Raw genomic sequence first — 13,733 nt, 5'->3', positions numbered from 1 at the left:
AGTTGCACCAAATCCTTTCTCTGTTCCGGAACGCACCGCTTGTTAACCCTGCCCCCGAGCTGGGATGTTTGCAGCAGTTCCCGGTTTTTCTTCTCTTTTTCACATTCCGCTCTTTAGGCCTTGTTTCTTTCAAGAAAATGCCGTTTCCGAAGCAAGGAATCGTTCCGGCAGGGAGCGAGCACGGTTTCCATGCCCTTTTTCACCATCCGCTTTTCGGATAGTAAGGTTAAAAGCCGCACCGTTTACCGGTTTAACGCCGCGTCTTCTTCTTCGATCCGGCGCAGCCGTTCAGCCACTTCTTCCGGTGTAAGGCCGTGTTCTTTTACATATAAGTTATTTGGTACGGTACGGCATTCATGCGAGCAGCTCCGCATATATTTATGTTCATTTTCTTCCGAGCATAAAATTTGCTTGTTGCAGGCCGGGTTGGCGCAGTTGACATAACGTTCGCACGGTTCCCCCGTAAAATAATCCCGGCCGACAACGACATGTTCTTTTCGATTGACCGGAACGGAAATCCGTTCGTCGAATACATACAGTTTGCCGTCCCACAGCTCGCCCTGCACTTCCGGATCCTTTCCGTATGTTACAATCCCGCCGTGCAGTTGGCCGACATCTTCAAACCCTTCTTCCAAAAGCCAGCCCGAAAATTTTTCACAGCGGATGCCGCCTGTGCAATACGTCACAATTCTTTTGCCTTTTAATTGATCTTTATGTTCGCGCACCCATCCCGGCAGTTCGCGGAAAGTGCGGATATCCGGACGCAATGCTCCGCGGAAATGGCCGAGATCATACTCATAATCATTGCGCGCATCCAGTACAACGGTATCTTCAGCCAGCAGCGCCTCGCGAAATTCTTTCGGGGATAAATATTTTCCCGTTTTTTCATTCGGATTGATATCTTTTTCAAGCCGCAGCGTAACAAGTTCCTTGCGCGGGCGGACGTGCATTTTTTTAAACGCATGGCCATCTGCTTCATCTTCTTTAAAGACCATGTCCCGGAACCGGGGATCGGCGTGCATCTTTTCTTTATATTTGGTTGTTTGTTCAACCGTTCCGGAAACGGTGCCATTGATCCCTTCTTTGGCAACGAGGATACGCCCCTTTAAACCGGTCTCTTTGCAGAACTGCAAATGCTCGGCTGCAAAGGCTTCCGGATTTTCAATTTCAACATACTTGTAATACAATAAGACTCTGTACGGCTTTGTTTGTTCCATTATTGATAACCACCTATCCAATTATATTTGCAAGATATAATGCAGGCTTTCAGGTTACACTGTCTCTTACAAACCACAATTTTACCAAAAGCCCGTTTGTATTTCAAAATTTTCACTGTGAAAACAGAAGAAACGAAATGATTTATCAATCCTGTTTGATGCGTTATACTTGTTCAGACAGGAATAAAAGAAAGGTGTTATGCAATGAAATCGCTTGTACTCGCCGAAAAGCCGAGCGTCGGGCGCGAACTTGCGCGCGTCCTCGGCTGCACGGAAAATAAAAAACGTTATATTGAGGGGCCGCGCTATATCGTGACATGGGCGCTCGGCCATTTGATCGAACTGAAAATGCCGGAAGATTATCATCCGAAATATAAAGAATGGCGTATGGAAGACCTGCCGATTCTTCCGGATAAAATGGAAATTAAAACAATCCGGCAGACCTATCCGCAATATAAAGCGATCGAACAGCTTGGCAAAAGAAGCGACATCAAAGACTGCATTATCGCAACCGATGCCGGGCGCGAAGGCGAACTTGTCGCACGCTGGATTCTGGAAAAAATGCGCTGGAAAAAACCGGTGAAACGGTTATGGATTTCTTCCCAGACCGATAAAGCGATTAAAGACGGATTCAAACAGTTAAAACCGGCAAAGCAGTATGACAATCTGTACCACTCCGCCGTTTGCCGCAGCGAAGCAGACTGGCTGATCGGATTGAACGTCTCCCGTGCTTTAACCGTGAAATACAACGATCCGCTCTCCGCCGGGCGCGTGCAGACGCCGACATTGGCGATGGTGCTCGAGCGCGAACGGGAAATCCAGTCTTTTGTGCCGAAAAAATACTGGACCATTGAAGCGCTCGCCGGAAAACTCGAAGTATCGTATGACCAGCATGGCGAAAAACGGATATTTGACGAGCAAAAAGCAAATGCCATACATGCGGCTTTATCCGGGCAGACTGCCGTCGTGACAGAGGTGATCCGCAAACAGAAGCAAGAGCAGCAGCCGCTCCCTTACGATTTGACGGAACTGCAACGCGATGCCAACCACCGTTTTGGTTTTACAGCAAAAAAAACATTGAACGTGCTGCAAAACTTATATGAACAGCATAAACTCGTTACCTACCCGCGCACCGATTCGAAATATTTGACGAAAGATATGGAAAATACGATGTACGACCGGCTGCTTGCGGTGAAAGATGCATACAAAGAAGAAGTTCAGCCGGTCCTTTCCCGGAAAGGTAAAATACTGGCCAAACGTGTCATCAATGATGCGAAGGTGACGGACCACCATGCGATTATTCCAACAGATGAACGCCCGGCCTTATCAGATTTGTCTGCCGATGAACGGAAAATCTATGATCTGATCGTAAAACGGTTCCTTGCGCTATTCTATCCGGTTTATGAATATGAAACCGTCCAATTTAAACTTCAAGCAGGCGGAAAAACCATGACCGGGCGGACAATGGCCGTGAAAAATGCCGGTTTTACCGCTGTTTTGCACCATGAACAGGAGCGGGAAAATACGACGCTGCTTTCGATCAAAGAAGGAAAAAAATTTAAGCTGGAACAAATCCGGCTCAGCCAGCATTTAACCGAAGCACCGAAACGGTATTCCGAAGCGGATATTCTTTCGAGAATGGAAAAATACGGACTCGGGACGCCGGCAACACGCGCCGATATCATTGAACGGCTCGTCTCCTCCGAAACGATCAGCCGTGAGTCCGGCCGCCTTGTGCCGACCCCGAAAGGCAAGCAACTGATCGACCTTGTCAATGACGAGCTAAAATCGCCGGAACTCACCGCCAAATGGGAAGAACAGCTTGAAGCAATTGCCCGCGGAAAAGGCAACCCGAAGCAGTTTTTGGAAACCATCCGCCGGGAAACCGTACGCCTCGTCCGTGAAATCCGGACGAGTGACAAAAAATACCGCGCCCACAATTTAACGGGAACAAAATGCCCGGAATGCGGTTCCCTTATGAAAGAAGTAAACGGAAAAGACGGGAAAAAGCTTGTCTGTTCAAACCGGGAATGCCGGTTTACAAAGCGGAAAAGCCCGAAACTATCAAATAGGCGCTGCCCGACCTGCCATAAAAAGATGGAGATTCATCACGGCAAATCCGGCGTCTATTTCCAGTGCCGCCACTGCAATATTGTCCAAAAAGCAGACGAAAAGAAAAAAACTTTGTCAAAACATGAAGAAAAGAAATTGCTGCAAAAATACACAAAGAAAGAGGAAAGTTTCGGCAACAGCCTGGCAGATGCTTTAAAAGCCGCCTTGGAAAAAGAATAGATTGGATATTTGAAAAGCCCGGCCGAGCCGGGCTTTTTTTATAAACATTTTCGCGGTCAATACGGGCAATTTGGGCCCCTAAAAGCGCGCCCTTCCCCATGATTCAAAACGGCCGGGAAAAATTTAAACAACATGGAAATGCATATTCATTCACTTTTTAACTTTCTTATAATATAATTATATTATAGATATTTATACCGCTTTTTCTCATCTGTTTGATCGGGAGCGTCCTTCATTGTAAATATTTTTTCGTTCTCCGGTTCAGGGAAAAATCCTTGGCTTTGGAAAACCCCGCTCTTAAAGGAACGGCTTATGTATGCGTAAAATGTACATTTTTTCACAAAAACATTTGGAAAGGGGATAAAATATGGAAGAAACGGCAAAAACATATGCCCAATTCAGGCAGAAGAAAAATAAGTGGGCGGTACTTGGCCAGCGTTTTATCTTTGTCAGCCTCGGCGCGATGATTATGGGGGTTGCCCTCGAGCTGTTCCTTGTCCCGAACCAGATTCTGGACGGCGGCATCACCGGCATCTCGATTATCCTTTCCCACCTTGCCGGCTGGAAACTGGGGCCAGTTATTTTCATCTTAAATCTCCCATTCTTTTATATCGGGTACAAGCAAATCGGGAAAACTTTTGCCTTGACCACCCTTTACGGCATCTCCATCATGTCGGTGACAACCATCCTGCTGACCCCTGTAAAAGTGTTTACGGATGATTTGCTGCTGTGTACGGTTTTTGGCGGTATTATCCTTGGCATCGGCGTCGGCCTTGTCATCCGCTGGGGTGGCTGCCTTGACGGAACAGAAGCGCTTGCCATTCTATTAAACAAAAAGCTTCCTTTCTCTGTCGGTGAAATCATACTCGGTCTCAATCTCTTCATTTTTACCTGTGCCGGCTTTGTGTTCAGCTGGAAATATGCTATGTATTCGGTCATTACCTATTTTATCGCCACAAAAGCAATCGACGTGGTTGTACAGGGGCTGGATGAATCCAAATCGGTATGGATCATCAGCGACGAGATGTATGACATCGGTGATGCGATCATGGCCCGCCTCGGCCGCGGGGTAACCTATCTAAACGGGGAAGGCGCTTATACCGGAGACAATAAAAAAGTCATTTTCTGCGTCATCACCCGCCTTGAGGAAGCAAAATTGAAATCGATTGTAGAAGAATTTGACAAAAGCGCCTTTATCGCGGTTGGAAACATATCAGAAGTGCGCGGCGGCAGATTTAAGAAGAAAGACATTCACTAACAGCGTAACTGAGGACTGTCCATCCGGGCAGTCCCGTTTTATATGCGCGTAAAAATTTTTCCATTTTCATGCTGCCCGGGCATACTCCCCCTCCCTTAAATTAGGATTCTTTCGCAGTGTATGGTAAAATGATGATTACGATTGTAAAACAGACAAAATTAAAGTATACTTTGTACTGATCTCTTTAAAGTGAGTGAATAGCTTTGATTCAAAACATCATCGATTTTGTAAATGACCCGGCCGTCTGCACGCTGTCATTTTACGTACTGGCAGCAGGTTTTCTTTATTTGAGCCGGTTTGTGATCAGGCCGGCAGCGTTTGTTGAAGCAAGGCCTGCCGCCGTCATGCAGGATTTTACTGTACACACCCGCCCGGCTGCGGAATGCCGGTGCAATTTCTTTACGATTTGGATTTTAAGTTGCGTCAGAATACGGACATATCCTTCTGAAGATCCTGATTCGGAACCGGATTTAAGACCGGTCAGAAAGGACAGGATTTGTGCAATATACTAAAGGAGGATATTTCATGAAAAGATTTTTCAGTTTTACATTGGTTTTAAGCAGTTTGCTGTTCGTTTTAAGCGCATGTTCAAATTCAACAAACAGCACGCACAGCGGTGGATTTTTCCATCATTATTTTGTTTCCCCGTTTTCAGTTGTCATTAAAGCAACGGCCCAGCTGCTTCATGGTGATTACGGGATTGCCATTATTGTTTTGACGTTAATCATCCGGCTGATTCTCATGCCTTTTATGCTGCATACATTCAAAAAACAGCAAATCATGCAGGATAAAATGAAAGTTTTGAAGCCGGAAATGGATAAGCTGCAGACAAAAATCAAAGCGGCCAAAACGAAAGAAGAACAGGCAAAGCTGCAGCAGGAAATGATGGGGTTGTATCAAAAACACGGCGTTAACCCGCTGAATATGGGCTGCCTGCCGATTATCATCCAAATGCCGATTTTAATGGGGTTTTATTATGCGATCCGCGGCTCGAAAGAAATCGCCACCCACTCCTTTTTATGGTTTAATCTCGGACAAACAGATATTCCGATGGCCATTCTCGCTGGTGTCATTTATTTTATCCAAGCCCAAATTTCACTGATCGGTATTCCTGAGGAACAGAAGAAACAAATGAAATATATGATGCTCATGTCGCCGATCATGATCCTTTTTGTTTCTTTTTCAGCTCCGGCGGTTCTGCCGCTGTACTGGACAGTGAGCGGGCTCTTTATGATCGGACAAACACTGATTCAGAAAAAATTTTATCAGTCCCATCCGCCGAAGGAAGAATCCAATTCATAATTGTATCTGATCATCAAAATATAAAAAAGCGGCGGGTCACAGTTGATGTGTTCCCGCCGCTTTTATGTTGTTTACAGCCCCGGGTTTCCGGGGATTTTTTATACAGGTTTACTTCTGTTCAGTAACTGCCTCGTTTTCCTCCGGCAAGTTCTCATTTTGCTCCATTTCCTGATGCGGTTCTTCCGTATTTGCTGTATCATTCACAAATTCGTACAACCCACGGTCCGGTTTGCGGATACGCGGATCGAGTTTTTCGACGGATTTCATGAAAGAGGTCATATTAGCGATTTTATAGCCGGTTTTTTCTTCGATCATCCGCTGCAGTTCAGCCCCTCTGATCGGTTCCGAAACGTTTTTTAGTATTTGGATAGCCTCTTCTCTCATCTTGCCCGACCTGCCCTTTTTTGACGACCGCGATTTCCGCACCTTTCTTTCATTCGTAAGGGCTTCGCCGCCTGAGGTTTCCGGCGAGACGGACGCAAGTGCATTAAAAGATACATATTCCGGTTTGCCGGATGCTTTTACCTGCTGGCCTTCATTTTCATCCAGCTCCCTTAATCTTTTAAAAATATTTTCCCGTTCTTTTTGGAATTCCTGTATAACCCGAATCTCAGCGTCTTCCAGCTGCTCCAGGCGGATTTTTAGTGCCATTCTCTCATTCATTGTCAATTTTATCCCTCGTTTCTTAAAATATATGTATATATAGATTATAATATGAAACTAGTAAAATAAAAAGATAAAATAATTATTTTTTATTAGAAAATTAGTAGCGAATAATTATTCATAAAGGGGTATGTCGAATTTTTGCGATTTTCCGCAGATTATGTTCAAATTATTCGAATGATTTCTATTGCGTCTATTTTTGATATTTAGTAGAATATGGATGTAAGCGCTGACAGGCTGGCGCACAAAGCAAGTATATAAGGAGGCTTGTCTCCTTGAAATTAACATAAATGGAGGGGTTGGAATGGAACAATTAACCGTGCAGTTGGATGAAAGGGTTCAGCATTTCCTTCAGGGCAAAAAGAAAATGTTCATCAACGGGCAATTTGTTGAAAGTGCATCCGGAAAAACATTTGATACGCCGAATCCGGCTACCGGCGAAACGCTGGCTACGATCTATGAAGGGGATAAACAAGATATCGACCGTGCCGTACAAGCAGCCAGAAAAGCATTTGACGAAGGCCCGTGGCCGCGGATGAACCCTGCCGATAGAAGCCGGTTAATGTATAAATTGGCGGATCTGATGGAAGAGCACCGGGAAGCGCTGGCGCAGCTCGAAACGCTCGACAACGGGAAACCGATCCGTGAAACGGCAAATGCCGATATTCCGCTTGCCATCGAACATATGCGGTATTATGCCGGCTGGACAACGAAAATCACCGGCCAGACCATTCCCGTAAACGGCCCTTACTTTAACTATACCCGCCATGAACCGGTCGGGGTTGTCGGGCAAATTATCCCTTGGAACTTCCCTCTTTTAATGGCAATGTGGAAAATGGGTGCCGCGCTTGCGACCGGCTGCACGATTATCTTAAAACCGGCTGAACAAACGCCGCTTTCCGCCCTTTACTTGGCGCAGCTGGTAAGCGAGGCTGGCTTCCCGGACGGCGTTGTCAATATTGTGCCAGGCTTTGGGGAAACTGCCGGAGCCGCCCTTGTCGACCACCCGCTTGTAGATAAAATTGCCTTTACCGGTTCTACTGAAGTCGGAAAACTGATTATGGCCAATGCCTCGAAAACGTTAAAACGGGTGACGCTCGAACTTGGCGGAAAATCCCCGAATATTATTTTGCCAGATGCCGACTTGTCGAAAGCGATTCCTGGCGCCTTAAACGGTGTCATGTTCAACCAGGGGCAAGTATGCTGTGCCGGTTCGCGCGTGTTCATTCAAAAGAAACATTTTGATAATGTCATTGCCGATATGGCCTCCCACGCCCAGTCGATTAAGCAGGGCTTCGGGCTCAATAAAGATACGGAAATGGGGCCGCTTGTTTCAGATGAGCAGCAAGCGCGCGTTTTGAATTACATTGAAAAAGGACTCGATGAAGGAGCGGAAATTGTAACAGGCGGGAAAAAACCGCGTGAAGAAGGCTTCTTTGTTGAACCGACGATTTTTGCAGATGTCCGTGATGAGATGACGATCGCCAAAGAGGAAATTTTCGGTCCTGTTATTGCGGCCATGCCATATGAATCCCTTGATGAAGTAATCAGCCGCGCCAACTGCAGCGAGTACGGGCTTGCGGCAGGGGTTTGGACGGAAAATGTGGCCAATGCGCACTATATTGCAAACCGTCTCCGTGCGGGCACGGTTTGGGTGAACTGCTACAATGTGTTTGATGCCGCTTCCCCGTTTGGCGGTTATAAACAATCTGGCATCGGACGTGAAATGGGTTCTTACGCACTCCAAAACTATACGGAAGTCAAAAGCGTCTGGATTGCCAACCCTTAAAGGGCACCAAAAAGAAAAGCATCGGTTTTGCCGATGCTTTTCTTTCATACTATTAAGATTCCAGCAGCAAATCTTCAGGATTTTCAATTAATGTCTTCACCGTTTTCAAGAAACCGACAGCATCCTTTCCGTCAATGACGCGGTGGTCATAAGAAAGCGCCACGTACATCATCGGGCGGATCTCAATTCGGTCTCCATCGACTGCAACCGGGCGTTTTTGTATGGTGTGCATGCCGAGGATACCAACCTGTGTCCCGTTGATAATCGGTGTCGAGAACAACGAGCCGAAGACGCCGCCGTTTGTAATCGTAAAGGTTCCCCCCTGCAGATCGCTTAATGCAAGTTTATTATCGCGTGCTTTTTGGGCAAATGCAGCAATATCCGCTTCAATTTCCGCGAACGATTTCCGGTCGCAATCCCGGACAACCGGTACGACAAGCCCTTCTTCTGTGGATACTGCAATGCCGATATCATAATATTTTTTCAGCAGCAGCTCATTGCCCTGAATCTCCGCATTAACATACGGATATTTCTTCAATCCCGCAACCACGGCTTTTGTAAAGAACGACATAAAACCGAGACGGATGTCATGATCTTTAACGAACTGTTCTTTTTTCCGCTTTCTTAAATCCATGACAGCTGTCATATCAATTTCGTTGAATGTCGTCAGCATCGCCGTTGTCTGTGTCACTTCAACGAGCCGTTTTGCGATCGTCTGGCGGCGGCGTGACATGCGGATTCTTTCAATCGGTTTGCCGGCTTCTTCCGGCACAACTTTTCCAGCTGCAGGTTTTTCCGGTGCTGCCGGCGCTTTTGCCGCAGCTTGCGGATTGAAAGTTTCCACATCTTGTTTCCTTACCCTGCCAAGCGGATCCACTGCCGGCACTTGCGATAAGTCAATGCCTTTTTCGCGTGCCAGTTTGCGGGCAGCCGGAGAAGCAATCGGGCGGCTTTCGCTTTCTTCCTGAGCCGGCTTTTGTTGTTCCGGAGCAGACGCTTTTGTTTGCGCCGGCTTTTGCTGTTCCGCAGCAAAAGCTTGTGTTTGTGCCGGCGCCTCTGCTTGTGCCGGTTGTGGTGCTTCCGCTTCTTTTTGCGGCGCGGATGGCGTTGCACTGTTTTCCCCTGTTCCTTCGCCGACAATTGCAATGACATCGCCAACTTGTACTGTGTCCCCTTCTTCAAAAAGGAGGGACTGGACGACACCCTCTTCTTCCGAAATGACTTCTACATTTACTTTATCTGTCTCAAGTTCTACAATATATTCACCTTTGTCCACATGGTCCCCCGGATGTTTCAACCATTGTGCAATGGTTCCTTCCGTGATGGATTCTGCCAGTTCAGGCACTTTAATTTCAGCCACAACACTTGTCCTCCCTTAAAAGTATCACTTTTTTTATATCAAAGCCTCCTCCTTCATCTTCCGAGCAGCGCGGCATGTGCGGGCTGCAGGATGAAGCGGGCAAAGCAGCGGTTATTTTGCGCATATTGAAGCCCCCGCCCCTTTGGAAGGAGCGGGCCGCCGTTTAAGGGCGGGTAATGGCTTCAGTCAGAATTCTGTTTTGTTCCTTTTTATGGACGACCGGGTCGCCTTCCGACGGGCTTGATCTTCTCGGCCGGCCGATGTACCGGATTTCCGCTCCCTGAGGCGCCAGCTTTCTTAAATACGGTTCAACGAAAGACCAGGAACCCATATTTTTCGGCTCCTCTTGCATCCATACAATTTCTTTCGCGTTTTTAAAGCGCGCGAACATTTCCTTTAATTCCTGTTCAGGGAAAGGATAAATTTGCTCAACCCTTACCGTATGCAGCCAGCTGGTATTTTCCGCACTGTTCAGCTTTTCTTCCAAGTCTACAGCCACTTTCCCGCTGCAAAGCAGGATTCTTTCGACTGCATCCGTATTTTTCGTACCCGGGCCTTCCAGCACGGTGTGGAATTTTCCGTCCGTCAGTACAGACGGCTCTACAGATGCCAGCGGGTGGCGAAGCAGGCTTTTTGGCGTCATGAGAATGAGCGGGCGGATTTCTTCTTTTGCCAGCCATTTTGCCTGCCTTCTTAAAATATGGAAGTATTGGCCGGCTGTCGAAACATTTGCCACTGTCCAGTTGTTTTCCGCTGCCAGTTGCAGGAAGCGTTCCACCCTGCCGCTTGAATGTTCCGGACCCTGTCCTTCGTATCCGTGCGGCAGCATCATGACAAGCCCTGATTTTTGCCCCCATTTTGCCCTGCCAGATGAAATGAACTGGTCAAACATCACTTGCGCCATGTTTGCAAAATCGCCGAACTGGGCTTCCCAAATGACGAGCGTATCTGGCGAAAAGACGTTATAGCCGTATTCAAAGCCAACGACGCCAGCTTCAGTCAGCGGACTGTTATAAATGGCAAATGAAGTTTGAACGCCGGACAGATGATGGTGCGGAATGTATTCTTCCCCCGTCTGTTCGTCGTGCAGGACGAGATTGCGCTGAGCGAACGTGCCGCGCTGTGTATCCTGGCCGGTAAACCGGATCGGCACGCCATCTTTTAAAATGGCTGCAAACGCGAGCGCTTCCGCATGGGCCCAGTCAATTTTTCCCTTGCCGTCAAAGACGTGTTCGCGGCGTTTCAAAATCCGCGCCAGTTTTTTAAAGACATGGAAGTTTTCAGGCCAGGCGAGCAATTCAGCGTTCCAAGCCCGCAGTTCCTGTTCCGGCACCCCTGTTTCCATGCTCAAATAACCTTTTTTCACATTTTCAGGGGGTTCCATGGCCGTATCGGGTTCCGCTTCGCCGTCCGGCACTTTTTCGTAAGCCGCCTGCAGTTTTTTCTGGACGGCTTCATCGATGGTTTTGACCTCTTCGGCTGTCAGGACGCCTTCTTTTGCAAGCTGTTCACCGTAAATGGCCCTGACCGTCGGATGATTGTGCACTGCATGGTACATTACCGGGTTGGTTACCATCGGTTCATCCATTTCGTTATGGCCATAGCGACGATAGCCGACTAGGTCGATCACAAAATCTTTATGGAATTTTTCGCGGTAAGCATACGCAAACAGCGCCGCCTGTACGCATGCTTCCGGATCATCCGCATTCACATGGAGGATCGGCACTTCATAACCTTTTGCCGGATCGGAAGCATATTTCGTTGACCGCGAGTCATACGTTTCGGTCGTAAACCCGATATTGTTATTGGCGATGATATGGATCGTCCCGCCTGTCCCGTATCCGTTCAGTTTGCTCATGTTCAGCGTTTCTGCGACAATGCCCTGCCCCGCAAATGCGGCATCCCCGTGGACAAGAATCGCAAAGGCGCGGTCCGGATCGCGGTCCGGATAGCCCGTTTTGTTCCGGTTATCCTGCGCGGCGCGTGTATACCCTTCGACAACAGGATCGGCAACTTCCAAATGGCTCGGATTGTTGGCAAGTACGATGCGCGCGCCGATCGGTCCGCCGTTTTGCCCTTTTCTGTCCGCACCGAGATGGTATTTAACGTCGCCGGTCCATCCGTACGTAATGCCGATCGATCCTTCGGAAGGGATTAAATCTTTATTGGAAGCATGCTTGAATTCTGCAAAAATGAGCTCATACGGTTTTTCAAGAATATGGGCAAGCACATTGAGGCGGCCTCTGTGCGCCATGCCGATATTAACGGTTTTCACACCTGTTTTTACCGCTTCAATAATCATTTGTTCCATCAGCGGAACGAGCGCATCAAGCCCTTCAATGGAAAAACGCTTTTGCCCGACAAATGTCCGGTGGATAAATTTTTCAAATCCTTCCACATCGGAAAGGCGTTTTAAAATGCCGATTTTCTGTTCCCGGCTGAGTTCGCGGAAAAAGCTGCCCGATTCAACAGTCCGTTGCAGCCAGTGCTTTTCTTCCATGTCGTGAATATGGTCAAACTCAAAGGCAACTTTTTGGGTGTACACTTCTTTTAAATAATTGATGGCATCAAGCCCGTTTTTGACCCTTTTAGGTGCATCCGGGCAAATAAAGGATGCCGGCACTTTTTTCAAATCTTCTTCGGTTAAATCAAATTCTCCCAGTTCAATTCTTCTGACATCCCCAACAGGTTTTTGGAGCGGGTTGATATCCGCTGCGAGATGGCCAAAAGTCCGGATATTGTCCGCCAATTTGACGGCAGCGACCATTTTGCTGAAAATCGTCGGGTTTGCCGGCAATTGGAAAGAAATATCCGCCTGCCCCTGTGTCGGGCTCCCGCCTTCGGAAACAGCGGGCGCGCCCCACTGGTCAAATACTTTTCTCGCCTCTTCGTCGATGCTCTCCGGATCTTCCAGGTATTGTTCATATAAATCCATGACATACCCAAGATTAGGCCCGGAAAAACTTTCCCAAAATCCCTTTGGTGTAGTTGCATTCATTTTGAAAAACCTCCAGCCCTTCGTCCCTTATTCACTTTCGTATGATTTCGTCTGGCGGATACCAAAACGGAACCATGAAATTATGTAACGATAAAGAATTTTGAAAGCTGTAACGCTTACAAACTCAATTTTAGCACTGTAAGCGTAATAGATAAAGTTAAAAACTCTTATTTTTAAAAATTTGCATGAATAGTGATTCATTCTGTTTTTTTTCCGGAAAGTGATGCTGCATTTGCCTCACCTGATTGTTCAAAACCGCATATTTTATTATATCCCCGTTGCAGAAAGGAGCAGAAAAATGTTCCCATGGAAAACGTTTCCGTTCACCGAAGAGATCTTCAAGATGATGAATATGCCGTTTCCGCCTGTACAGGAACATATCAACCAAGCCCTTTCTCAATGGGACGAATGGGGCGCCGCGTTCAAAAAGGGGGACGGGGCCGATGATCCGGCTCCCTCTTCCCCGGATACGGGCGCCCCGTCTATAGAAATATTTGAAACACTGGATTTTATTTTTATCCGCGTCCCTGTCCAGGAGGAAAGCATGCTCACAGGCTTAAAAATCTTCCACACTTCCCTTCAAGTCATGTTAAAATCATTTCCAAAACCGGACTCGGAACAGGTGATACGGCTGCCTTCCCCGGTACGCAGGAAAGGGACGACCGCAAAATACCGGGATGGCATCCTGGAAATCCGGCTCCTGAAAAAAAGCGAACATGAAATGACAGAAGTCGGCATTGATTTTTAACGGCTCTGCCTTCTCGATAAAACTTACAGTTGGTTCTGACAGTTCCCGTTTTTTGCGTATCAAAAGACTTACCCATCACGGGCGAAAGGCGGGCACCTTGCCAGAC

10 protein-coding genes are annotated in these 13,733 nt (G+C 47.4%); 6 read left to right on the top strand and 4 right to left on the bottom strand.

Annotated elements, in window-relative coordinates:
* Positions 1 to 242: 242 nt before the first annotated feature.
* Complete coding sequence (gene trhO, locus NSS95_RS06735; RefSeq protein ID WP_014098425.1) at positions 243 to 1,217, bottom strand: oxygen-dependent tRNA uridine(34) hydroxylase TrhO; 975 nt, start codon at positions 1,215 to 1,217, stop codon at positions 243 to 245.
* A gap of 204 nt (positions 1,218 to 1,421) precedes the next feature.
* On the opposite strand from trhO, the gene NSS95_RS06730 reads away from it, so the two are divergent.
* The 4 genes from NSS95_RS06730 to yidC all read left to right on the top strand — a co-directional run bounded on the left by NSS95_RS06730 (position 1,422) and on the right by yidC (position 6,069).
* On the top strand, positions 1,422 to 3,509 hold the full coding sequence (locus tag NSS95_RS06730; protein ID WP_017550807.1) for a DNA topoisomerase III: 2,088 nt from the start codon (positions 1,422 to 1,424) through the stop codon (positions 3,507 to 3,509).
* Positions 3,510 to 3,876: 367 nt separating this feature from the next.
* Positions 3,877 to 4,767, top strand: coding sequence for a YitT family protein (locus NSS95_RS06725; RefSeq protein ID WP_014098427.1), 891 nt, complete (start codon positions 3,877 to 3,879; stop codon positions 4,765 to 4,767).
* Between the two features lie 203 nt (positions 4,768 to 4,970).
* Positions 4,971 to 5,279 carry a hypothetical protein gene (locus NSS95_RS06720; RefSeq protein WP_014098428.1) on the top strand — a complete coding sequence of 103 codons (309 nt, stop codon included), beginning with the start codon at positions 4,971 to 4,973 and terminating at the stop codon, positions 5,277 to 5,279.
* Positions 5,280 to 5,292: 13 nt separating this feature from the next.
* Complete coding sequence (gene yidC / locus NSS95_RS06715; protein ID WP_014098429.1) at positions 5,293 to 6,069, top strand: membrane protein insertase YidC; 777 nt, start codon at positions 5,293 to 5,295, stop codon at positions 6,067 to 6,069.
* Positions 6,070 to 6,177: 108 nt separating this feature from the next.
* On the opposite strand, the gene NSS95_RS06710 is transcribed toward yidC, so the two are convergent.
* The gene (locus NSS95_RS06710; RefSeq protein WP_225620986.1) at positions 6,178 to 6,732 is read right to left on the bottom strand and encodes a Rok-like winged helix domain-containing protein; all 555 of its coding nucleotides are present in this window, start codon (positions 6,730 to 6,732) and stop codon (positions 6,178 to 6,180) included.
* Between the two features lie 304 nt (positions 6,733 to 7,036).
* On the opposite strand from NSS95_RS06710, the gene NSS95_RS06705 reads away from it, so the two are divergent.
* A complete protein-coding gene (locus NSS95_RS06705; RefSeq protein WP_014098431.1) occupies positions 7,037 to 8,521 on the top strand; it encodes an aldehyde dehydrogenase family protein in 1,485 nt (494 codons plus the stop codon).
* A 52-nt stretch (positions 8,522 to 8,573) separates the two neighbouring features.
* Here NSS95_RS06705 and odhB read toward each other — a convergent pair whose 3' ends face one another.
* Positions 8,574 to 9,881 carry a 2-oxoglutarate dehydrogenase complex dihydrolipoyllysine-residue succinyltransferase gene (gene odhB / locus NSS95_RS06700; protein ID WP_017550803.1) on the bottom strand — a complete coding sequence of 436 codons (1,308 nt, stop codon included), beginning with the start codon at positions 9,879 to 9,881 and terminating at the stop codon, positions 8,574 to 8,576.
* 163 nt (positions 9,882 to 10,044) lie between these two features.
* The gene (locus tag NSS95_RS06695) at positions 10,045 to 12,879 is read right to left on the bottom strand and encodes a 2-oxoglutarate dehydrogenase E1 component (protein WP_017550801.1); all 2,835 of its coding nucleotides are present in this window, start codon (positions 12,877 to 12,879) and stop codon (positions 10,045 to 10,047) included.
* A 298-nt stretch (positions 12,880 to 13,177) separates the two neighbouring features.
* Here NSS95_RS06695 and NSS95_RS06690 point away from each other — a divergent pair, with 298 nt between their 5' ends.
* Positions 13,178 to 13,627: an HSP20-like chaperone gene (locus NSS95_RS06690; RefSeq protein ID WP_026683486.1), complete on the top strand. Its 450-nt coding sequence runs from the start codon at positions 13,178 to 13,180 to the stop codon at positions 13,625 to 13,627.
* Positions 13,628 to 13,733 lie beyond the last annotated feature (106 nt).

The organism is Weizmannia sp. FSL K6-3076 (assembly GCF_038007245.1).
Classification (GTDB): domain Bacteria; phylum Bacillota; class Bacilli; order Bacillales; family Bacillaceae_C; genus Weizmannia; species Weizmannia faecalis.
The sequence above is the reverse complement of the archived record's forward strand: the minus strand, read 5'-3'. Positions and strand labels throughout refer to the sequence as shown.